Origin of the sequence: Acinetobacter sp. LMB-5 (assembly GCF_001541635.1) — a bacterium.
Classification (GTDB): Bacteria; Pseudomonadota; Gammaproteobacteria; order Pseudomonadales; family Moraxellaceae; genus Acinetobacter; species Acinetobacter pittii.
Genome location: NZ_LRDR01000006.1, coordinates 231,546 through 255,822 on the forward strand (window position 1 = coordinate 231,546; position 24,277 = coordinate 255,822).

At 37.9% G+C, this 24,277-nt stretch carries 21 protein-coding genes; 8 read left to right on the forward strand and 13 right to left on the reverse strand.

All coding sequences use genetic code 11. The features are described from left to right. Positions 1-8: 8 nt before the first annotated feature. Entirely contained in the window at positions 9-674 is a 666-nt protein-coding gene (locus AW165_RS09990) for an NAD(P)H-binding protein (protein ID WP_060465721.1), read from the reverse strand. Between the two features lie 211 nt (positions 675-885). On the opposite strand from AW165_RS09990, the gene rpsT reads away from it, so the two are divergent. Further along, the gene (gene rpsT / locus AW165_RS09995) at positions 886-1,152 is read left to right on the forward strand and encodes a 30S ribosomal protein S20 (protein WP_002117906.1); all 267 of its coding nucleotides are present in this window, start codon (positions 886-888) and stop codon (positions 1,150-1,152) included. A gap of 57 nt (positions 1,153-1,209) precedes the next feature. Here rpsT and AW165_RS10000 read toward each other — a convergent pair whose 3' ends face one another. Then, entirely contained in the window at positions 1,210-1,944 is a 735-nt protein-coding gene (locus AW165_RS10000) for a histidine phosphatase family protein (RefSeq protein WP_002117975.1), read from the reverse strand. Positions 1,945-2,001: 57 nt separating this feature from the next. After that, positions 2,002-2,859: a 3'(2'),5'-bisphosphate nucleotidase CysQ family protein gene (locus AW165_RS10005; protein ID WP_060465722.1), complete on the reverse strand. Its 858-nt coding sequence runs from the start codon at positions 2,857-2,859 to the stop codon at positions 2,002-2,004. A 295-nt stretch (positions 2,860-3,154) separates the two neighbouring features. Between AW165_RS10005 and AW165_RS10010 the strand changes: the two genes are divergently transcribed. Next, complete coding sequence (locus AW165_RS10010; RefSeq protein WP_002117993.1) at positions 3,155-3,523, forward strand: hypothetical protein; 369 nt, start codon at positions 3,155-3,157, stop codon at positions 3,521-3,523. Positions 3,524-3,582: 59 nt separating this feature from the next. Here the strand turns inward: AW165_RS10010 and AW165_RS10015 are convergent, their stop codons facing one another. The 7 genes from AW165_RS10015 to AW165_RS10045 form a co-directional block, all read right to left on the reverse strand. Then, a complete protein-coding gene (locus AW165_RS10015; protein ID WP_060465797.1) occupies positions 3,583-4,242 on the reverse strand; it encodes an SOS response-associated peptidase family protein in 660 nt (219 codons plus the stop codon). A gap of 107 nt (positions 4,243-4,349) precedes the next feature. Continuing rightward, positions 4,350-6,083: an ABC transporter ATP-binding protein gene (locus tag AW165_RS10020; RefSeq protein WP_060465723.1), complete on the reverse strand. Its 1,734-nt coding sequence runs from the start codon at positions 6,081-6,083 to the stop codon at positions 4,350-4,352. A 12-nt stretch (positions 6,084-6,095) separates the two neighbouring features. After that, positions 6,096-7,238, reverse strand: coding sequence for an ABC transporter permease (locus AW165_RS10025; protein ID WP_014206615.1), 1,143 nt, complete (start codon positions 7,236-7,238; stop codon positions 6,096-6,098). Between the two features lie 7 nt (positions 7,239-7,245). Continuing rightward, on the reverse strand, positions 7,246-8,184 hold the full coding sequence (locus tag AW165_RS10030) for an ABC transporter permease (RefSeq protein ID WP_000881922.1): 939 nt from the start codon (positions 8,182-8,184) through the stop codon (positions 7,246-7,248). 12 nt (positions 8,185-8,196) lie between these two features. After that, positions 8,197-10,230 (reverse strand): M3 family metallopeptidase, encoded by a 2,034-nt coding sequence (locus AW165_RS10035; protein WP_081410602.1) that lies wholly within the window; start codon positions 10,228-10,230, stop codon positions 8,197-8,199. Further along, positions 10,231-12,054 (reverse strand): ABC transporter substrate-binding protein, encoded by a 1,824-nt coding sequence (locus AW165_RS10040; RefSeq protein ID WP_081410603.1) that lies wholly within the window; start codon positions 12,052-12,054, stop codon positions 10,231-10,233. Between the two features lie 15 nt (positions 12,055-12,069). Then, positions 12,070-13,860 carry an ABC transporter substrate-binding protein gene (locus AW165_RS10045; protein WP_081410604.1) on the reverse strand — a complete coding sequence of 597 codons (1,791 nt, stop codon included), beginning with the start codon at positions 13,858-13,860 and terminating at the stop codon, positions 12,070-12,072. Between the two features lie 131 nt (positions 13,861-13,991). On the opposite strand from AW165_RS10045, the gene AW165_RS19635 reads away from it, so the two are divergent. From AW165_RS19635 to AW165_RS10070, 6 genes are all read left to right on the forward strand, one after another. Further along, positions 13,992-14,114, forward strand: coding sequence for a hypothetical protein (locus tag AW165_RS19635; RefSeq protein ID WP_014206611.1), 123 nt, complete (start codon positions 13,992-13,994; stop codon positions 14,112-14,114). A gap of 519 nt (positions 14,115-14,633) precedes the next feature. Further along, positions 14,634-17,306 (forward strand): TonB-dependent receptor, encoded by a 2,673-nt coding sequence (locus tag AW165_RS10050; protein WP_060465726.1) that lies wholly within the window; start codon positions 14,634-14,636, stop codon positions 17,304-17,306. Positions 17,307-17,449: 143 nt separating this feature from the next. Then, complete coding sequence (locus tag AW165_RS10055) at positions 17,450-18,163, forward strand: energy transducer TonB (RefSeq protein WP_060465727.1); 714 nt, start codon at positions 17,450-17,452, stop codon at positions 18,161-18,163. 40 nt (positions 18,164-18,203) lie between these two features. After that, on the forward strand, positions 18,204-19,085 hold the full coding sequence (locus tag AW165_RS10060) for a MotA/TolQ/ExbB proton channel family protein (RefSeq protein WP_081410605.1): 882 nt from the start codon (positions 18,204-18,206) through the stop codon (positions 19,083-19,085). A gap of 15 nt (positions 19,086-19,100) precedes the next feature. Continuing rightward, positions 19,101-19,523, forward strand: coding sequence for an ExbD/TolR family protein (locus AW165_RS10065; protein WP_002118000.1), 423 nt, complete (start codon positions 19,101-19,103; stop codon positions 19,521-19,523). 19 nt (positions 19,524-19,542) lie between these two features. After that, the gene (locus tag AW165_RS10070) at positions 19,543-19,956 is read left to right on the forward strand and encodes an ExbD/TolR family protein (RefSeq protein ID WP_005076261.1); all 414 of its coding nucleotides are present in this window, start codon (positions 19,543-19,545) and stop codon (positions 19,954-19,956) included. A gap of 67 nt (positions 19,957-20,023) precedes the next feature. Here the strand turns inward: AW165_RS10070 and AW165_RS10075 are convergent, their stop codons facing one another. The 3 genes from AW165_RS10075 to zapE form a co-directional block, all read right to left on the reverse strand. Beyond that, positions 20,024-20,473, reverse strand: coding sequence for a GNAT family N-acetyltransferase (locus AW165_RS10075; protein WP_060465729.1), 450 nt, complete (start codon positions 20,471-20,473; stop codon positions 20,024-20,026). Between the two features lie 99 nt (positions 20,474-20,572). Next, positions 20,573-22,738, reverse strand: a complete 2,166-nt coding sequence (locus tag AW165_RS10080) for a malate synthase G (RefSeq protein ID WP_060465730.1) — start codon at positions 22,736-22,738, stop codon at positions 20,573-20,575. Positions 22,739-23,106: 368 nt separating this feature from the next. Next, a complete protein-coding gene (gene zapE, locus AW165_RS10085) occupies positions 23,107-24,249 on the reverse strand; it encodes a cell division protein ZapE (protein WP_002117902.1) in 1,143 nt (380 codons plus the stop codon). Between the last annotated feature and the right edge of the window lie 28 nt (positions 24,250-24,277).

Below are 24,277 nucleotides of genomic sequence, written 5' to 3' on the forward strand. Positions count from 1 at the left end.
ATACTCCCTTATCGAGTTTGTTGTATGCTCAGATTATCATATCGTTTAAAGGCTTCAATTTGCGTTAGCGCCGCTACGACCATCGTATGAGCCAATTGCTCCGCAGTTACTGGCTTATATTTGAATGGCTTTTGAAATTTATTCTCGATAAGTTTAAATAGACTTTGTCCTAAGTCTTCAATAAACCGTACATCGCTGCGTTTACCAATCAGTAAAGACGGTCTAAAAATTGATAGTTTTTCGAGTTCTAAACTCTCAATATAATCTTCTAACTGTCCTTTCACTTTATTATAGAAAATTGGAGAATTTGCATTTGCTCCAAGGGCACTCACTAGCAATAGATGAATATGTTTATCTTGTACTAAATCTGCTAAATGAGCATTGATTTCATAATCCACAGCGTAAAAAGCCTGTTTTGAGCCTGCCAATTTTAATGTTGTTCCAAGACAGCTAAATGCATGGGTATGGCCATTCACATCTTCATCATTGAGTAATAAAAAATCCTCTATAATGAGTTGAGTAACTTTTTTATATGTATTAAGTAGTTGTGATTCTTTTCTTACCACAACAGTAATCGCTTCAAATTCTGGTGTTTGCTCAAGCTGTTCGACAAGCGCTAAACCCACAAGTCCCGTAGCACCTATCACAATTGCTTTTTTAGTACTTATAGTCATTTTTTATCCAACCCTCTTTAAGTTTGTATCAAATTTAACCTTTTCTTACCGTTTTAGCAGCCCCTAAAACCGCTTAAAATGCTCGCAAGGCTTGACTTCACGGTGTTGATTCATCACAATATGGCACTTGTTTACGGGCTGGTGATGGTTAACCAGTTTACTGAATTGACCACAGCCCGCCCAGACCAACTTATTTTCAAGGAGTGCAAGAGTGGCAAACTCTGCTCAAGCTAAAAAACGTGCGCGTCAAAACGTTACAGCGCGTAAACACAACGCAAGCTTGCGTTCTATGGTTCGTACCTACATCAAACGTACTTTAAGTGCAATCGCTGGTGGTGATTATGCTGTTGCTACAGAAGCTTACAAAAAAGCTGTTCCTGTAATCGACCGCATGGCTGATAAAGGCATCATCCACAAAAATAAAGCTGCTCGTCATAAGAGCCGTTTAAATGCTCAAGTTAAAGCGTTAGCTAACTAATTTGAACATGTAAAAAAAGCCCAATAGGGCTTTTTTTATTATCTATCGTTTTTAAGCTTATAGCACTTTATGAAATTTAGCCACATTCAGTTCGTAGGCCTTTCCTCTCCAAATCCACTTTAATTTACAATTTGGAAACTCTTCACCTTCAAACCATACAAATAACCCTTCCATCATTTCCGGCCAATCTTCTTTCTTAATTTTATTTTCACCTGAAATTACAGCAACAATGGCTGCAATAATCGTGTCATGACTCACGGCTAAACTAAGTCCGCCTTTAGTTTTTGGATGAGTTCGGTAAATAAGCTCTAGTACATCTAAAACCCCAGTAATGGGATGTTTCATACCAGGTAATGCATTATTTACAAAACTATTAATAAAACCCAACGCACCTTGCTTTTTGAAATAAGGAGCAGCTTGTTGTATATCCAACACAAAGCTACCCGGTTCAACAAGCAGCCCTTGCTCAATAATTTCAATCGTATGGGTATTTGATTGAGGGCTTACGTCATCAGCCCCTTCAATCATGAGCGCAGCCGTATCGACACAGCGTTGTATTGGACTTGAAATACAATGCTGAATAACACGATCTGTATTTTTAATTAAGTAATTACCCCATGCCTGCGCAAGCTCACGTCCTTGAGGAGTAAGTTGGAGATCATAACCAGCCAAGCCCTGCCCATCTACAAGTTCTCTTAAAGAATGGCGCGTAAATAAGGTTACAGGAGTTGAAGCATCGGGCAATAAATCAATTGCTTCAAACATACTTTTAGGCAATAAATCGAGTGCCATCTTTATCTTGTCATCTTTTTTCAATACTTTGCCACTATAACATGTCTGGCATAACTCTCAATCTATAACACCTGATTGGGCTAATGCTTCAAATGCTATTTTTTTGCTTTCCTGATCACGAAAAGCGATAAAGCCCTTATTTAAAACCGTGTTTCTTTGGTTATATTCAAAAGGTTTTCCATCCAGAGTAAGTAAACCACCGCCTATACTTTCTAAGAGACCTTGACCAGAACTGGTATCCCATTCAGAAGTAGGATGAAAGCGTGGGTAAATATCTATTTCACCTTCTAACATCATACAAAACTTATAGGCACTTCCTGCTTCTCGCCGAATAATGCGATGTTCTTTTTCTATAGGTTGAATAAATTTTTGGTATTTTGGATTTTTACTACCGTGACTAAGTCCTATTTGTATAGGGGCATCTAACGAAGTTGAATTGACCCGATATTGATACCATTGTTGTTGGCTAAAGCTATATTTAAAAGGTAAATCTTGCAGATATCCTAAGTACACAACTTGTTCACATGGCACAGCAATAACTGAGAAAACTGTTTCTTTGCCGTTGATCAAGCTTAGATTGATCGTAAATTCATCACGTTCATGTATAAATTCTTTGGTTCCATCGAGTGGATCTAACATCCAACAAGTAGACCATTCATGACGGGCACTATAATCACTTTCTTCAGACAATACAGGCAACTCTGGAGTAATCTCTGCAAGATGCTTTAATAAAAATCTATTTACCTTTAGATCTGCTTGGGTTACAGGTGAATCATCTTGCTTTTCATGAATAGTAAACTCATAACCCGCAGAATAGTTTTGATATTCTTCTAGTAAAATCTGACTCGCCTGTTCCAAAATCGGCAGAAGTTGGTTAATTAAATTATCTTGTGGGCGCGTAGTTGTTATAAACATAAATATGCTCTACATAGTTTCATTTCTATTATAGGTGAATTATGAACAATTCTATATTCGCCAACAGTTTGATTTACTAAAATAGTCATTTATCCTAATCATTAGGATTGTTACTTTCCCCCTATGCTATTGAGGTAATATGAATAATTTTAATATTTATAAAAGTCTTTATTCCGTACAAAAAACAATCTATAAGTTATGAAAAATAAACAACTTAAATCAGATTTATCCATTTCCTTTTCATATATTTCTTGGTATGGTCAAGGACACAATAACAAGATGGAAGAAAGTGCACATGATGCTATATGGATATCATTTCTCGACAATAGAACATAACTGGGAAGACCTTAAGCCCTTAAATGAGTTTCTACAAACATTTGCAGATGATGATGGTGATGTTTCAACACGAGATAAAGAATCTCTCAAAGAAATCATAGCGAAATCTGATACAGCTTTGGCTCTCGCTAGAGAAATGGGTTGGGATGGTAGCTATACAGGCTGTCCTTATCTATTCTGGTTACCAAGTAAAAATAGCCAATCTTTTGAATATGGTTTTGTATTTAAACAGACCTCAGATAATACAACTTTTGTGATTTCACCGATTGAATTGAGCTATTTAGCTGAAGATCCCGAGGTACAAACATTAAGTAAAGATATTGAATAAGTGATATAGGTTATTGATTCAAATTTGACATCAATAACCTCATCTTAATTTTAGATAGATTAGTCAAACATGCTTAACTGAGGTGTAGGTTTTATAATTTTTTCTTTTGGGACATGAGAGCATTCAAACTCTTCAACTGGAAAACCTTCGATAAAGCTGGAAATATCTGGTGATTCTAAACTTAACCATTCATCTAGTCGGTCGTGTGGAATCACAATAACTGATCGTTTAACATCGCCCGGCTCATGAAAGTCTTTCATCATTGGATGGTCTATAGCATCCATGGTCAACATGCTTGCAGAACGAATAATCGTTTCATTTATTTTGCAAATTTCATAGATTGCTGCGATGAAAAAGGCCTGCCCATCTTTACGGCGAACACCCCACCGCTCAGGCTTATCATTTATATACTTACTTTCATAAAATTCGGTCACTGGAATCACACCGAATTTACATTTAAGTGCGGCTTCTTGAAAACTCGGTTTTTGGAAAATAGTCTCATGACGGGCATTGTAGGTATGTTTTGCTATATTTGTATCTTCAGCCCATTTAGGAACCAATCCAAACATCACTTCGCGCCATTCAAACCCTTGTGATGATTTGAATAATAGTGGCATTGTTCCAGCAGGATAAACCTCTTCGGCATAGCTAAAGCCGACCACAGGCAACTGAAGTTGCTGTAATTGGACAAGCGTTAAAGGTTTAAAATTAGCGCACATAACAAGAATAAAATACTCTACATTTACTTCTTTTATTTTATAAGCATTTACCACATAAACCAAATAAAAAGGCACTCGAAAGTGCCCTTCACGACATAACTTTACGCTTATGAAACGTGTTGAATCCCTTGAGGAATCGCCTGTAATAGTCGTTTAGTATAATCATGTTGAGGATGTGCATAGAGTTCATCTGAATTGGCTATTTCAACAACCTCGCCATGATTCATGACCATGACCTGATCAGAGATATATTTCACAACCGATAAATCATGTGAAATAAAGATATAACTAAGTCCAAACTCATCTTGTAAGTCTTGTAATAAATTAAGTACTTGTGCCTGTACAGATACATCAAGTGCAGAAACAGACTCATCACAAATTAGAATTTCAGGCTTCAGCGTTAAACAGCGTGCAATGGCAATACGTTGACGTTGACCACCTGAAAACTCATGTGGATATCGGTAGTAAGCTTGTTCAGGTAAATTGACTCGCTCAAGTAAACCAAGCGCAATTTGTTTGCGCTCAGCATCATCTTTACCAATGTTATGAATTTGCATAGGCTCTAATAATATCTGCCCGATGGTAAAGCGTGGATTAAGAGAGGCATAAGGATTTTGAAAAATGATCTGGATTTTCCGTTGATATTTAGCAAACTCTTTTTCAGTTAATGAAAGAATATCTTTACCTTCGATAAAAGCCTGCCCACCAGATGCCTGATGTAAGCGCATGAGTAATAGCCCAACAGTCGTTTTACCTGAACCTGACTCACCGACTAAACCCAAGGTTTTTCCTTTAGCAAGTTTAAAAGAAACGCCTTTAACGGCCTGAAACTCTTCTTTGCCAAATAAGCCTTTACGGCTATAAAAACTTTTTTTCAGGTCTTTTACTTCTAAGATGATTTGCTCATCACCATTTAAACCACGCTTGCGCTCGGGAATTGCTGAAACATCAAAACTTTGTTCGACCAATACATCATCTTCTTGACGCATAAAATCGCTCGTCACGGGCAATCGATAAGGCCGTTGTGACATTTGCGGGCGGCAATATAACAAAGCTCTCGTATATACATCTTTAGGCTGTTCAAGGACCTGATCAGCAGCACCTTGCTCTCTAATCTCGCCATGACGCATTACAATGACTTTATCTGCAATTTCACCAACCAATGCTAAATCGTGGGTAATAAAAAGCATCGACATTTGACGGCGCTTACGCAATGACTCGAGCAAATCAATAATTTGCTTTTGAATTGTGACATCAAGTGCAGTGGTAGGCTCATCAGCAATCAGCAGTTTAGGTTCACAAGCAATCGCCATAGCAATCATGACACGTTGCTGTTGACCACCCGAAAGTTGATTTGGATAAGCATCAATTTTAGTTTCAGGTGAAGGAATACCTACTTCTTTAAGCAACTCTAAAACACGTTGTCGAGCCTGTTTACGGCTCAACCCCATGTGTAAACACAAAACTTCTGCAATTTGATTGCCAACCGTAAAAACAGGATTTAATGATGACATCGGCTCCTGAAAAATCATCGCAATATCTTTGCCACAAATTTTACGCATCTCTGTACGAGATAAGCTCAGTAAATCTTTGCCTTCAAATATAATTTTACTTTGCTCATCAATTTTACTCTGACCTACAGGCAGCAATCCCATAGTTGCCAAAGAAGTAACCGATTTACCACTACCCGACTCACCCACTAAAGCAACCGTAGTATTTGCAGGAATATCAAAAGTAATTCCTTTTACGGTTTCAATATATTGCTTATCTTCACCTTTAAAACTTACTCGTAAATTTTGAACATGCAGTAACGGCGCATTCTTATTTTCTTGTTCTAACATTTGACCTTCCTCTTATTTTAGTTTTGGGTCTAATGCATCACGAAGTGCATCAGTAAACATTGAAAATGCCGTTACCAAAACAGCCATTGCGACAGAGGCTGCTACAAGCTGCCACCATTTGCCTAAAAGAAGTTCACTTTGTGCTTCATTTAGCATACTCCCCCAAGACACTACGCCTACTGGCACACCGAAGCCCAAGAAACTCAAAATAACTTCAGATTTAATAAAAGAAACCACCAGAATTGACATTTGGACCAAAGCGATATGGCTGACATTTGGGAAAATATGAATGAACATACGGCGGAAGTGACCAACACCAATTGCTTTGGCAGCAAGAACGTACTCACGTGCAGTGTGTTTCATATATTCAGCACGAATTAATCGATAAACACCCGTCCAGCCCGTTAAACCTAAAATCAGAACAATAGATAGAATGCCTTTTTGTTGAAGTACGGCAGCAATAGCGAGAACTAATAACAAATATGGAATTGAGGTAAAAATGTTATAAAACCAGTTGAGAATATCATCAACCCAACCACCGAAATATCCAGAAATTGCGCCTAAAAGTGTACCAATTCCTACTGCAAGTAAAGCCGATATCACCCCAACAATAATTGAGGTTTCAGCACCTTTAATAGTTTTCTTTAAAACATCCTGTCCCCATTTATCAGCTCCAAACACAAGGGTACTTTTCAGTTCTGCTTGTTGATCAAGTAAATGTCCTCCAAGTTGCTGATCGATCGCTTTCATATCATCGGCTAATGGGTCAACTACACCATAATAATCAATTGCACTTCCAGAGCTCTTTTCTTGTTTAATTTCAGCCTTAAGCTTATCAATTACATCTTTTAAAGGGTCGACTGGATTTTCTGGTAACTCTTCTTCAATCGCTGCCGCCTTTTGCCCTGCATCTGTTGTCTTATCTGCCCCTATAAATGTAGGCGGTGCATAACTTACGGCTACCTCTTTATTCCAGTCAGATGCAATCACGCCCGTCATTGATAGAACCAAGATAATAAAATAAAGCAATACAATCACTAGCGATGACATTGCGATCTTGTCGGCCCGAAGACGACGCATGGCAAGTTTCCACAGGCCAGATGAATGAGCTTCGGCTTTTGTTTGTTGTTTTCTTTTTGATAAAACGCTCAGCATAGCCCACCTACTTCAACTGTACACGTGGATCAACCACTTTGTAGACCAAATCGGCAATCAGGTTAAAAATCATGGTTGCAGCTGCGATGTAAACTGTAATTGCTTTAATAACAGGAAAATCACTCCGCTCAACTGCAATAATCACCTCTCGACCAATCCCGGGAATACCAAAAAAACGTTCAATTAAAAATGCGCCTATGAGCAATGCAGGTAAAGTTGACATCACATCGGTAATAATAGGAATTGAAGCATTACGTAGTACATGTACACCTAAGATTCGGCTTTCACCCACACCTTTAGCCCGTGCTGTTCGAACATAGTCCTGATTAATTTCATCAAGCACAAAGCTACGATATAAACGTAAAGTCGGTGCAATACTCACCACCAACATGATTAGAATTGGTAGTAAGGCAAACTTAAATAAGTTATCAGTAAAGGTGTCGCTCCAGCCTTGTACAGGAAACCAACTTAGTTGATAAGCCAGAACATATTGAAAAACGATGATGTAAACTAAGATGCTGATCGACATGCCAATAGTACATAGCATCATGACCATACGGTCGGTTAGAGAGCCTCGTACCGCAGCAACAGCTAATGCCAAAATAATTGAAATAACCGTCTGTAAAATAGTCAGTGGGATTAAAAGCGTAAGCGAGGGTCCTAATCGGGTTAAAATAATTTGAGAAACGGGTTCGCCAGTACTCCAACTTGCACCATAGTCAAAAGTTAGTATTTGTTTAATGAAAATCCAGAGCTGAACGTAATAAGGCTGATCGACACCTAACTGCTTACGAATGTTTTCTATCTGCTCAGGATTAGACATCTTGCCCGCTAAAATATAAGCAGGATCGCCACCTACCCAGTTAAAAAGAATAAAAATAAGTAAGACTACTCCCAACATCGTTGGAATCATCTGCCATAACCGCCGAATAACATATGCCAGCATAGTGATAATTCCTTATTTAACCCGTTGTCCAGTAATTTCATTAAAAAACGCTTTGTTATCAGGTTCACGGCCAAGGAAATCTTTAACTAATTCAGCTGCCGGTTTTTGGCTACCTTGTGACAAAATGGTTTGACGGTAACGCTGTCCAACTTGCGGGTTATTAAGGTTGTCCCCATATGCAGAAAGCATGTCTAAAGCTAAAACCTCAGACCACATATAGCCGTAATAACCTGCTTGATAACCGCCCATCAAATGCCCAAACTGCCCAGGAAACTCGGTTGTTGGTACATAACCTAAGGCTGTAGCAGCTTCCATTTTTTGCCAATTTTCTAAAGGTTTTACTTTTAAGGCATCAGCAGTATGCAATGACATATCGTACTGTGCATAAAGGGTCTGACGCGCATAACGTAAGCCACGACCATAGTTATGTACTGCTTTTAATCGGGCAATTAACTCATCGTCAACACGTGGACATGCTGGATCACAATAATCAGCCACTTTAGATAAAGTCTCTTTACGGCGTGCCCACTCTTCATACATTTGAGATGGTGCTTCTACAAAATCACGCTCTACGGATGTTCCAGACTGACTGGTATAGCGGGTATTTGACAAAATGCCGTGTAGAGCATGACCAAACTCATGGACAAACGTTTCAAGCTCATCGCTATTTAGCCCTTTACGATTAAAGTTCGTAACTAGGGCTGAAACTGGTAAGCGGTTTGTTAATGTACTACCACCATATACTCCCCAAACAGCGGCATGGCCATACTTCCCTTCACGAGGGAATTTATCCATATATAAGCCACCAAGGAGTTTTCCTGTTTTTTTGTCAACCACATCGTAATATTCAACTTCATCCTGCCATGCTTTAACTTTGACAGGTTTAAAATCAATACCATAAAGATCAGATGAAATAGCAAACAACCATTTTTGAGCAGCTAAGGTTGGAAAATAATCACGAAGTTTTTCCTGATCAATCTGATATTTACTCTTACGAAGTTTTTCACTCCAATAAGCTTCACTCCAACGCGTTATCTCGGTTTTTTCTAATGGCGTTTTTAAAGTTTGTGCTTTAAATGCTCGGAGTTCTTCTACTTCTTTGCGTTCTAGTGGTGCTACTGTTTTTTGTACTTCTGCCAAAAATTGATTTACAGCCTCAGGCGTTTTAGCCATACGGTCTTTTAAAACCCAATCTGCATAACTTGCTTTTCCAAATAACTGAGCAAGCTCATAACGCAAATCAATTGCCTGTTTAAGTAGTTTTAAATTTTGTTCAGTACCCCGTCGCGTAAAGGCAATTTGATATCTTTTTCGGGCATCATCATTATCTGCCAACTCCATAAAAGGACGATATTCCGGATATTCAAAACCTAATAAATAGTTGCCTTTAGCATTTTTCTTTAATGCTGAAATATAACTTTGAGGTAAGCCTTTCATCTCTTCAGGAGTAAACTCAAGTTTCTCTGGATTATCACGGACGTTACGGGCATATTCTTGTTCGAGTTTGGTCAACTCATCCAGAATAGCTTTCATTCGTGCACGTTTTACTGGCTCAAGTTGAACGCCTGTGTCTTCAAATTGATCTAAGATATCTTGACGATATTTTTGGTCTATCGGATCAGTAGCTTTTGTATTCTTAATGACGTTATATAATTTTGAATTTTGAAATATATCAGTATGAAACTGATTAATTTTGATTTCACAGTCTTCTGCTGCCTTACGTAACTTTGCATCTGGGTCTACGTTACTATATAGACTTATAGGACCTGAGAAATCTTCAAAATGCGCAAAAATTTTATCCCATTTTGCCAATATAGGTGCCGCTGCTGCATTATCTTTAACAGGTGTTTTTTCAAAATTTGAAATCTCTTTCTGAATCTTTTTTAAATTCGCATCACACCATGCTGGAAGTTGTTGTGCTTTAAGTAATGGCAAAGTAGGACGTGTTGTCTCTGCCATTGCAAACTGACTTACACCTATGGTCAACATACATAAAGTTGTCATTTTCAGTGCATTATTTTTCATCGTATCTCCAATTTTTTTCATTTAATGATTAGATTTAGTATTTGTATCAATATCGAAATACATCCACTCTGCATGTAAAATTGGATGCTTCTTATATCCAATGATTTTTGGTTGAGCCAGCATATTCCGGTAGCGTGCATATGAGATTTGGACAGGCATATACACTTCTAACAACCGTGTCATTTTTCGATAAAGCGCATCTCTCTCAGCACCTGCTTGCATTTGTTGCGTTTGGCGATACAACTGATCAAACTCTGGTGTAGAACCACAAGACCAGTTCGTCATATGTGTATTGGGTCCATAAAAATTCTGCATAAAATTATCACCATCTGGATAATCGGCTATCCATGCAGAAGACCCGAACATCCCTTCACATTGTTTTTGCGCACGAATAAGATCTGCAAAGAGCATGGGTTTAAAGACCATACGGATATTCAAACTATCAAAATTTTTCTTCCAGAGTTCAGCGCTTTGCTGGCCAATACTGTCACTACGCGCCATATATTCAATGACCAGAGGTTTCCCATCTGGTTGAGTACGCCAACCTGAGGCATCTTTTTTATAGTGATATCTATCTAATAGTAAATTTGCTGCTTTCACAGAATATGGGGTACTGGTTCTGTATTGAGGGTCATTACCCACTACACCTGGTGGAATTGGAAAATGTAGACGCTGTGCATCATCATTTCTTACTAGTTTAATTTCTTGATCTATCGAACGAGACATCGCAATCGCACGGCGTAAAGCAATTTTTTCTTTACTCATTCCGCCAATGACTGGATTTTTAAGATTCCAATAAATATAGCTAATTTCGGGGTCAACAATGCGAGATAACTGCACACCTTCTTTAGCAAGTTCAGGTCTTAATTTACCGTCTTTAACCGCTTTTGCGACCAGTTGGCCTTCAAGCTGAAATATATCAACCTCACCACGCTGAAATGCTAGCCACCGCGATTGGTTTTCTTCCATCACCTGAATATCAATTGTGCCGATTTGAGGCATTTTTTTACCTTTAAGTCGCTTCACAATTGCCTGATCTTCAGGGCTGCTGGCAGTAAAGTTCCAAGTAAAGCCGCGATAATCAGGATTCGCTTTTAAAACAATACGCGATGCTGGTACCCACTTGCTCAGCACATAAGGGCCGGTACCTACAGGATGGCCCATTACATAACCAGCTTTGTCTTTATACTTTTCGATAACTTCACGTGCCACCGCACCTGTCGGGTCATGGGCCAGTAATAAAGGAAAGTTATAGTCTGGCTTAACTAAACGAATCACCAAAGTGTATTTATCAGGTGTTTGTAAACCACTTACCTTTTGGTCATAGTTAAATTTTCCAGATTTATTGGCTGCTTTGACTAAAGCATCCATACCTTCAATTTTGTTTTCTAATAACCAGCTATTTGGAGAGCGCAGATTCGGGTCCAATAAACGCTTAAAAGAGTACGCATAATCATTAGCTGTTAATTCTCTAGGTTTGCCTTTAAAAACAGGGTCTGGCGTAAAATAAATTCCCTTCTTAATGCGAATGGTATAGGTCAGACCATCGGCACTGACTTCTGGCATAGCGGTTGCTATTTGCGGAATAAGTTTTGCCGGCCTTGCTAAATAATCATAGGTATATAGAGTTTCAAATATCGATGTGGTTACATGCGCAGAATATAAATCATGGATATAAGCCGGGTCGAAACCTGTCTCAGCTGTTGGAAATACATAACGTAAAACTTTATTCGGATCGGCTGGGCTTTTCGCAAAAATACTTGTAGATCCCGTTAAGGCCATACTAGCGAATAGCAAGCTGATACTACAGTGTTTGAGCTTTTGTTTTAAATTTTCAGTCATCATGATCTTTATCTAAAATTATTTTTTAATAGGAGTAATATCAAGATATTGCCAGTTTGTATTCATCATAGGATGGGGTTTAAAACCTTGAACTTGTGGCCGTACTAACCAGTTACGAATTCGAGTTACATGAACAATCCATGGGTTATCAGCTTCAATCTGGCGATTGAGCTTTTCATAATATGGTAGACGTTGTTGCGGTGGTAAATGAATGGCCTGAGTATAAAGAGCGTCATATGTTTTAGACTGATAACAAGCATGGTTTCCCTGACCAGCATTTGGTCCATAAAGCAACTGTGCAAAATTATCTCCTTCAGGATAGTCAGCAATCCATGCCCCACTCCAAATCATATATTTACATTGAGTTGCGGCTTTTAAGTTATCTGCAAAATTACTTACCTTAAAGTCAGCTCGAATGCCAATCGCATCTAAATTCTTTTTCCAGAGTTCGGAGTGAATAACTGAGGCTGAGCTATTTTCTGTATTGATTTTTAAAATCAAAGGTTTCCCGTTTGGCTGGGTTCTATAACCATCAGCACCTTTTTTATAACCATAATAATCAAGTAATTTATTTGCTAGTAGTGGGTTGTATCCTACGCTACTTTTATATTTCGGATTATAGCCATTTACACCTTCAGGTATAAACATTTCAGCCCGAACAGCTTGCCCTTTATAAGCCTGTTTTATACTTTCTTTTTGGTTGTATGACAAAGTAATTGCTCTACGTAGAGCTATCTTTTCTGGACTAAAACCTCCAATCACCGGATCACGCATGTTCATCATCGTATAGGTAATCTCGGGGTCTTTATTTGGATAATGTTTAATTCCTCTTTTCTTGAAAGAGGCTTTAAGCTGATTTCCATCTAAAGCTTGAGGAACAGCATCTGCTGTAAGTTTGTCAAAATCTAATTGACCCGACTGAAAAGCTAACCATCTTGACTGTTGTTCTTCGATAATACTGACTACCACCTTTCCAATTTGTGGCATTTTCTTTCCAGACATTTCCTTAACAAGCTGGTTATCCCAAGGTGTTCCTGTCGACTTAAAGTTCCAGGCAAAACCACGATAATCAGGATTAGCAACCAACTCGACCTTACTTCTTGGTACATACTTACTTAACATGTAGGGGCCTGTACCTACGGGATGCATAGCAATACGGTCACCGTAATAATCAACAACCTCTTTAGCAACTCCGCCAAAAGTAATATAGGCAAGAATATAAGGAAAATTATAGTCTTGGCGAGTTAAGGTAAATTGTAGAGTATATCGATCAAGCACTTTAACTCCTGCAATTGGAGCAGCATAATCAAATTTTCCAGTTTTCTTTGCTTGAGCTACAACCGTATCGGCACCTAGTAACTTACCATCAATGAATGAAACAGACGGTGCTCTATTTTTAGGATCTAGAATCCGTTTAATTGTATAGACGTAGTCTTCGGCTACTAGTTCACGGCGTTTACCTTTAAAAGCGGGATCATTGGTAAAATAGATACCTGGCTTAATTTTAAAAGTATAAACTTTACCGTCTTGTTCCACTTTAGGCAGGCTCTCTACTGTATAGGGAGCTAACTGTAATGGACGTGCCAGATAGTCATATTTGAGTAAAGGCTCAAAAATTGCCTCAGCAATATTAGCACTATAGAAATTGGTAGTTTTAACCATATCGAAGCCATCATCTGGAGCTTCATAGGCAACATGCAAAATTTTGTTTGGTTGTGCTGGTGTAATTGCGTAAGCACAAGGAACTGATGTAATAGCCAGACTTAAAATGGCGAGCTTAAAAAATTTTAATTTCAAGTTCATACCCACGTAATTAGTTTTTTAAAAGATATTATCCTTTTGAGTAACATCTAAATCTGCATAAGAAAAGTTCTTTTTCAACAGATAAGCCTATTTGGGTTTAATTCTTTACTTTTCTATAAGCGTTTTTATTTGAACAAATGGAAAAACAAAGTCAAAAAACCCAATCTTTTGTAACTACTGAAAATAAAGCGAATTTCATGCCATTTATTAATATTCATCACAAAATAATTAATAATATTAGAAATTCATATTTTTATTAGGTACTTAAAATAGTTTGAACTGTATAAATAAAAGTAACTTTTTGCCAAATATTATATTTGCATATGTTAATCATCTAATACCTTAAATGCACAAATAAAATACATTAATGACACATTATGATTCATATTGAGACAAGCCAAATTAACAAATAAATATAAAATAAACAATTGATTTAAAATAAAAAATCAAAAAAAACTCAGCATTACAAATAGTATAACATTACATATAAAAAGGTTCTAAAACGATACATTTTTATTTATTAAGCATGTGAAGAGTCCAGTAATGTATATTTTTTATACAAAAAAATTGAAACTTTTGGCTAGCGTTCAAAAATTTTCCAAACGGAAAATTTATTTTTGTTTAATAAAAGATGAACCTTCGTGCTGAACCATAATAAAATCAATATACATCAATATTTTGCATAAACTAAAAAAAGAAAAATATATAGTTGGCACTTGCTTTGCTTAAAAACTTTCCAGCAATATCGCTAACGACAACAAAAAGGGATCAAATCCACGATGAAAAAAAAATACAATGTTCGATCTCAGGCAACCCCCAAGATCAGCAAAACAATTCTTAAATTAAGCACCCTTAGTTTAAGTATGATGTGTCTTACCCTGGCACAGGCAGCAGAAACTGAACAATCAAGTACTGATGAAAAACCAACAAAAGTCGTAAAAGTTGCCGTTACAGGTTCTTCAATCAAAGGAGTTGCAGCACAAAGTGCGTCGCCAATCACAGTGGTGAAAGTTGATGAAATATTAAAACAAGGGGTAACAACAACAGAGGAAGCATTATCTAAAATCACCGCAAATCAAGCGGGATTTGTTACGGCACAAAATGTAGGAGCTAGCGGTACAGCTGGCTCAACAGCAAACCTACGTGGTATTGGTGCCAACAAAACCCTGATTTTACTCAATGGACGACGTCTAGCAGCCAATGCTTACGATAGCGGTGTGACTAACCTCAATATCATCCCACTTGCCATGTTAGAGCGCATTGAAGTATTACGTGATGGAGCCTCTGCCATTTACGGGACAGATGCTATTGGTGGTGTTATTAATTTCATTACAAAAAAACAATTCACTGGTTTAAATATTAGTGCCGGGTTGACCCAGCCAGAACAAACTGATGGAGATACTCAAGATATTAGCGTTTTTGGCGGTTTTGGTGATATAGATGAAAATGGTTTCAACGTTTTTGGTGTTGTAGATTATCGTCATGGTAATGACATCATGGCCCAAGATCGTAAGGTTAGTAAGCGCGGCGGCTTACTTCCTGAACTAGGTGTTACAAGAGGTAGTAGCGGTGCATTTCCTGCAAATATTTCAAAAAACTTAGGGAATCCTTATGCTGCAACAGGTTGTGGAGATAATCCTCTTATTTACGTTGATGGAAATACCTGTCGCTTCAATAGTCAAGCGGTAATCGGTATTGTTCCAAAAACAGAAGACATCTCAGCTATGGGCCGAGCTACATTTAAACTGAACGATAATTTTAATGCTATAGCTGAATATGTATATGCACGTAATGAAGTCACTACTTCGGTTGCACCAGATGTATTCTTCGATTTACCACTTGAAGGAAATAGTAAATACTATCCAGGTAACGGCATTACCCCTGCATTAGCAGGTGTCAATGGGCAAGACGTCACCCTATCTCTACGCTCTCAAGCTGGCAATCGTGTAAGTACGAGTGTCAATGAATCCCATCGTATCTTTGGCGGTATAGAAGGTGACGCTTATGGTTGGGACATCAACACAGGTATTACCTATGCAAAAAGTAAAGCCTCAGATGCTTTAAACAGCGGCTACTTAAACTACAGCAAGACTTCTGAAGCACTACTTGCAGGAAAACTTAATCCTTTTGGTGCACAACAACCTGAAGATGCTGGTTTATGGGATACTTTAGGTGTAACTGGCAAATATATGGATGCTGATGTTGATTCAACCACAGTTGATTTCACAGCAAGCCGTCCAATTTATACTTTACCAGCAGGCGATGTTGGTTTCGCAGTCGGGGCTAGTTACCGTCGAGATGACTGGACATCAAAAGTAAATTCAGAAATCGCAAGTCTCGCACCAAGTACTGGTGTAGATCCAGATGAACCTATCAACAAAGGTAAACGTGAAATCAAAGCAGCTTTTACCGAGCTGCACATTCCACTCCATAAAACATTAGAAGCTCAACTTGCTGCACGTTATGATGATTACAGCGACTTTGGTGATACTTTTAACCCTAAATTTGCACTCCGTTGGGAACCAATCAAACAATTGATGTTCCGTACTTCTTATAGTACAGGTTTCCGCGCCCCTACTCTTTGGGAAATGAATGCACCAAACTCAATAACTAATACATCTGCCAGCTATGATGATCCAATTCTTTGCCCAGGTGGAAAAGTAAACGAAGCCGCTGGTGGTGATAAAAGCCGCGACTGTAATATGCAATTTGACCGTAAAAATGGTGGTAACAAAGACTTAGATGCAGAAGAATCAAAGTCGTTTACAGCCGGCTTTGTGTTAGAACCGATCAAAAACCTAGTCTTAACTTTAGACTATTACAATATCGAAGTTGAAAAACAAATTTCAGCTCTTCCAGAAAGCGATATTTTTAATAATCCAATCAAATATGCAGATAAATTTGTACGTAATTCTGATGGTTCACTCGCATATATCATCACTACTCAACAAAATATGGGAGATTTAAAAACCTCCGGCATTGATGTGAGCTTAAACTATGCTACACCAATGACTGCAACAGGCCGTTATAGCTTTGGTATTGATGGTACTTATGTCATCAAATATGACTACCAAAATGAAAAAGATGGTGAATGGATTCACAATGTAGGCAGCTATGAAGGTACTGGTCCAATTATTCGATGGAAACATGTTGCCAACCTAAATTGGAATTACGAAGACTGGGCACTCAACTTCCAACAACAGTTCACTCGTGGTTATGACGATCAGAATGCATCAGACCAAAACCATAAAGTCAGCGACTACACACTCTACAACGTTTCAGGCACATACAAAGGCTTTAAGAACTTAGAGTTAACAGCCGGTATCAAGAATATCTTTGATGAAGAACCTGCTGCAACCAATGTTGAGGACAACTTCCAAATGGGCTATGACCCTCGTTACAGCGACCCTACAGGCCGTACGTACTTCCTACGTGGTACTTACAAGTTCTAAACGGGTGTTTTGCAAATATGGCTCCATAACATCAATGGACCATGTTTGCAAAATGAAATTCTCACTTAGCCAAACAAGAAATGCATAAGTCTTTATCCAAGCATTTCAATATAAATTGTTTGTCTACAGTTTCAGGAGTAACTATGGGCATGACTTTTACAGACATAGAAAATAAATCTGCCAAACGCCTAATTGGTATTGCTGCAGTTATTTTTCTGCATCTCCTTGTTGCCTATATTCTGATGTCAGGTTTAGCAAACAATATTCAAAAACCAGCAGAAAAACCTGTGGAATTACAAATTATTCAGGATATTAAGCCGCCTCCTCCACCAAAACCAGAGGAGCCAAAACCTAAGGAAAAACCACCTGAGCCACCTAAAATGGTAGAAAAAGTTGCCAAGGTTCCTGAGTCACCTAAACAAGTAGAGAAAGTAGCAACACCGGTACAAAAAACGACATCGGTGGCTCAACCAACTAAAGTGGCTACCCCAGCTCCTGCTACACCTAGTACCCCATCTCCAAGCCCTGTTGCCACACCTGCTCCAGTGGCTGCTGCGCCAGCCCCCAAACCAGCTGGAGTAAGTCGTGGTGTTTCAGAGGGTTCTGCTGGTTGTGAAAAACCAGAATATCCACGCGAAGCACTTATGAATGAAGAACAAGGGACAGTGCGTATACGTGTTCTGGTTGATACATCCGGCAAAGTTATTGATGCCAAAGTAAAAAAATCGAGTGGCAGCAAAATTTTAGATAAGGCTGCAACTAAAGCTTACAGCTTATGTACGTTCAAACCAGCAATGAAAGATGGTGTACCTCAGCAAGATTGGTATGAAATTGAATATCCATTCGTAATTGAATAAACAATTGAATTAGCAAGAAATTAAAAAATATTGGAGATATATGATGAAAAAATCAACTCAACCTTTAGTTCGTTTCGCTTCTGCAAGTCTAATCGCAGCTTGCTCGTTACTTCCATTAAGCTCAGTTTTCGCAGAAGAAACAAGCAATACTCCTGTGGCCACAGCAACTACTGAAGCTACGTCAAGTACAAATACTCCAACTCCACCACCGAAACCCGCAACAAGCGAAACTGTTAAAAATCCATATGGTCTAGAAGCCCTTTGGCGCGAAGGTGATTTAGTTGCTAAGTCTACCTTATTTATATTAGTACTCATGTCGATTGGAACTTGGTACATCATCATCTCTAAACTATTGCAGCAAGGTAAAGTCAAACGCCAAGGCAAAGAAGCTGAAAAACACTTTTGGGAAGCTACCTCCCTTGATAATGCTGCAGAAGGTTTAGAACAAAGTAGCGCTTTTCGCTTTATTGCAGAAAAAGGTATTAATTCAACTAAATCACATGGCGGTTCTTTACTTGAACGAATCGATTTTAATACATGGGTGAGCATTTCAATTCAACGCGCAATTGAGAAAATACAAAATCATTTAGGCGGTGGTTTAGCCTTTTTAGCAACAGTAGGTTCTACTGCACCATTTGTTGGACTTTTTGGTACGGTTTGGGGAATTTATCACGCATTAACAGCCATTGGTATCTCAGGTCAAGCATCTATCGATAAAGTTGCAGGCCCCGTTGGTGAGGCTCTGATTATGACAGCGATTGGTCTTGCAGTCGCAGTACCTGCTGTACTTGGTTATAACTGGCTTACACGCCGTAATAAAGCCGTTATGGAAAATGTTCGTTCATTTGGTTCAGATTTACACGCGGTTTTATTAAGTGGAGAAATTAATACCAATAATTCAGTTAATCGCAGTATTAAATAATCAGGAGCAAACATTATGGGTATGAGTGTTGGTTCTGAAGATGATGACGAAATGATTGGCACAATTAACACGACACCTCTGGTTGATGTCATGTTGGTTTTACTTATTATTTTTCTTATTACTATTCCGGTAGTCACACATACGGTTCCAGTGAAACTACCAGAAGAAAAAAATACTCCCTATGCAACTACGCCTGAAAATATTCAACTCTCAGTAAATAAGAAAGGCGATATTTTCTGGAACGAAAGTTATGTGCCTAGTAAAGAGATATTACTGGCAAAACTTCAAGCAGTTGCACAAAAAAGACCTCAGCCAGAAGTTCATATTCGGGGTGATCAGCTTACCCATTTTGAAGCGATAGATCAGGTCATTAGTACGACCAAAGAAGCTGGTATTGGCAAAATTGCTTTTGTTACTACCCCTCCAGCCTCCCCGTAATTAACTTAAGGAGAATTTTATGGGTATGAATGTCGGTTCAAATAATGATGACGATGTGATGTTAGAAGTCAACATGACACCTCTTATTGATGTCATGCTGGTACTTATTATTATGTTTATTATTACTATACCTGCACCAAACAACGCGATTAATATTAATTTGCCAAATGGCACACCGCCACCAACAAATGAAAAGCCACCTGAAGTGATTGATGTAAGAATTGATGCGGTAGGCAAAGTATTTTGGAATAACCAAGAGGTTTCTGACCGAAAGGCGCTAGAGACTTTATTTCAAGGTGTTGTTGCTAAAAAAGATCAAGACCAGATCAAACTCAAACCAGACCAGATGGCTGAATATAAGAATGTAGCAATGGTCATGGCTACTGCACAACGTTTAGGTGTCACTAAAATTGGAATTGTGAGCAATAACTAATATTGCTTTTCAATATATTTAATTCTATTAACTCCTGCGCTAACTTGAATCTTCAGTTAGCGTTTTTTTAATTAGAAATATTCAACTCTAAAATAATATCTCCACACTCATCATATTCTCCAGTTTCTCGGAAACCCATTTTTTTATAAAGTTTTCCAGCCACATAGTTGGATGATTTATACATCGTTCTAATTCGTTTAGCTCCTTTTGCAGCCATTTCATCAATTGCTATTTGCAATACCTTAGTACCATAACCTTTGACTTGATTATCTTTGCTAATCATCAAACGAAACAACCAAAATAATGTCTCATCAGGTGGATCAATTTCGACGCAATACATTAGGAACCCAACGACTTCATCATTAAAACAGATCACTCTTGGACAGTAATGTTCTTCCACTTTAGACTCAGCAATAGAATATACATTTGGTGCAACATAGTCCTTTTGATATTCATCCAACGACAGCTTTGCACATAGAATCCAATTCTCACGATCAAGATCTTTTAGACTAATCAAATTCAAAACCTTTTAGCTATAAATTCCCTTCCTATAAGCACAAAATATACCGAAAATAAAAAAAGCCTCCGAAGAGGCTTTTTTCAAAACAGGATGAAATTAATCACCTGTATAACCTTTTAACTTCAAACGAGCAGCATGAAGTAACGGCTCAGTGTAACCAGAAGGCTGTTCACAACCTTTGAAGATAAGGTCAGAAGCTGCTTGGAAAGCAATATTTGTTTCAAAGTTAGCTGCCATTGGTTTATACAATGGGTCATTCGCATTTTGCTCATCAACAATTTTTGCCATACGTTTAAGCACTTCTTCAACTTGTTCACGAGTTACAATACCGTGACGTAACCAGTTAGCAACGTGTTGAGAAGAAATACGTAATGTTGCACGGTCTTCCATTAAGCCCACGTTGTTAATATCAGGAACTTTCGAACAACCTACACCTAAGTCAACCCAACGAACAACATAACCTAAGATACCTTGGCAGTTATTTTCAAGTTCATTGTTAATCTCTTCCGCTGACCAATTTGTATCAGGTGCAAATGGAGGGGTTAATAGGTCATCTAATGACAACATTTCTTCAGCTTTTAACTGATCTTGACGTGCTTTTACATTTACTTGATGGTAATGCATCGCGTGAAGAACAGCACCAGTTGGAGATGGAACCCAAGCACAAGAAGCACCAGCATTTGGATGTGCAGCTTTAGTTGCTAACATATCTTTCATGCTATCTGGTTTTGGCCACATACCTTTACCAATCTGTGCTTTACCTTGTAAACCACATTTCAAGCCAATTGCAACGTTACGGTTTTCGTAAGCAGCAATCCATTTTTGTGTTTTAACAGCTTCTTTACGAACAACTGGCGCAGCTTCCATAGAAGTATGGATTTCGTCACCCGTACGGTCCATAAAGCCAGTATTAATAAAGATTGTACGGTCTTTAGCAGCAGCAATACAGTTTTTCAAGTTTACAGATGTACGGCGCTCTTCATCCATAATACCGATTTTTAACGATTTAGGTGGTAATCCAATCGCCTGTTCAGCACGTTCAAATAACTCTACAGCAAATGCAACTTCTTCAGGACCATGCATTTTTGGCTTAACAATATACATAGAACCTTTACGAGAGTTTTTATTTTCGTTTGTACTACGGATATCAGCAATTGATAACAATGGAGTTACCAATGCATCCATAATACCTTCGAAAATTTCTTCACCATCTACCAAAATAGCTGGGTTAGTCATTAAGTGACCTACGTTACGAAGTAACATAAGTGAACGACCATGAAGTTTTGTTGTACCACCAATTAAGTTTTTAATTTCGCGATCTTTATTTAGATCACGAACAATCGTTTTACCATTCTTTTCAATAGATTCTTGAAGTGTACCCTTCATTAAACCTAACCAATTACGGTAACCTTCAACTTTTTCTTCTGCATCGACAGCCGCAACAGAGTCTTCCAAATCTTGAATTGTGGTTACTGCCGCTTCAAATGTTAAATCTTTAACACCCGCTGGATCAGTTTGTCCAATTGGGCTATTTGCATCAATTTCGATAATGACATGAAGACCATTACTTAAAAGTACAACTTCTGAAGGATTTTCTTCTTCACCATTGAAACCAACAAACTGAGCTTCATGAGCTAAACCTGTTTTTGAACCATCTTTCAAAGTTACAACAAGTTTATTTTGCTCAATTGCATATTTTGTTGCATCTGCATGTGAACCTTGAGCAAGCGGGAAAACTTCATTTAAGAAATTCTTAGCGAACTCAATAACTTTTGCACCACGAACAGGATTATATCCTTTACCCTTTTCAGCTCCGCCTTCTTCAGAAATTACATCGAAGCCGTAAAGTGCATCATATAAAGAACCCCAACGGGCATTTGCTGCATTTAAGCAATAACGTGCATTACGTACAGGTACAACTAACTGTGGTCCTGCCAACAACGCAATTTCTTCATCTACATTTTCAGTAGTAATTTGAAAATCTTCAACTTCTGGTAATAAATAACCAATTTCAGTTAAGAACGTTTTATAAGCACCTAATTCAAATTTGTTGTTACGGTGCCATTCATCAATTTTTGCTTGTAATTCATCACGCTTAGCCAATAATGCTTTATTTTTTGGGCTAAGATCGACAACAACTTGCTCAAAGTTCTTCCAGTAAGTTTCACTATCTAAACCAGAACCTGGTAAAGCTTCATTTTCGATAAAATCGTAAAGTTCTTTAGCAATCGCTAACTTGCCTTTTTGAATACGTGCAGTCATTGTCTTTCCTGAAGTTGCTACTTTTTATACCAAGAGAATCCTAGTATACCGATTTAAATTAAGCTGAATACTAATATCACATTCCTAAATAGTAAGCATTTTCCCTTGCAAAACTATTGACAAAGATAAATTTTCCTATATAGGAAATATTAAAATTCTAACTAGGATTCCCATCAATTTATTCAATATTTAAAGATACTGAAACTAGACTTTTTGTTAACAGACAAAAAATTTCACTATCTTGTTTTTCTAAAGCGTATTTAGTTATATCAAACTTTGCTGTGTGAAAAAGCACTATTTAATTAAATTTATCTATTTTTTGTTATAAAAAAGCGCTCAATCTAGAGCGCTTTTCATATCTACTTTACTTAAGAGGTTTTTGTAGCATCAATATGTCGATGTTCAGAATGTAAATATTCATCAGACTGCATTTCTAGCAAACGTGAACGCGTACGCTCAATTTCAAATGCTAATTTTTCACCTTGATAAATATCAATAATACTATCTTGAGACGTTAAAAGTAATTTCACACCTCGATCGTAGAATTCATCGACTAGATAAATAAAACGACGAGTACCTTCTGACAAGAAATCTGTCAAATGAGGAACATTACTCACTAGAACCGTATTATAAATATTCGCAATTTCAATAAAATCGGCTGGGCTACGTGGTTTAAAGCAGAGTTCAGAAAACTCACACCACAACACATCTTCTGTATGTCCCAAAGTCTCGACAACACGATTATTAATCACAATCGGCTCTTGAGAATGAGCTTGTGTATGGGTTAAAGCACTAAAACGTTCAGCCATCCAGCTTTGCGCTTCATTCGTTAATGGCGATTTAAATAATTGAGCTTGTTTTAGTACACGCAAACGATAGTCCACACCTGCATCTACATTTAAAACAGCACAGTTCTTTTTAACCATTTCAATGGTTGGCAAGAAACGATCACGGTGAATACCGTTTTTATATAAGCCATCTGGTGCAATGTTTGATGTTGCAATTAATGTCACACCACGCACAAATAATTTTTGGAATAAATCGCTTAAGATCATTGCATCTGTTACATTTGATACAAAGAACTCATCAAAACAAATAACGACAGCATCTTTATAGATTTGGTCAGCTACGATTTCAAGTGGATTACGTTGGCCTGAAAGCTTATTTAGCTCCTTATGAACATGTTGCATGAAATGATGAAAATGCATACGCGTTTTACGGCGAAATGGCACAGATTCATAAAATTGATCCATAAGCCAAGTTTTCCCCCGGCCTACTCCGCCCCACATATATACACCTTTAGGTGAAGTTTGGCGACGGAAACGACGGAAAGCTTTTTTTGAGGCTTTATAACGGTTTAAAAGTTCTTTCCATACGCGATCTAATTCTTGCACTGCCTGTGCTTGCGCTTCATCTGCCATAAATTGACCTGAAGCTAAAGCCTCAGCATAGCGTTCTGCTGGGGAAGAAGGTGTGAATGCAGTACTATGAGAAGATTTTAAATTTAACATATCGTTTTATTTCAATTTTAACTGATGA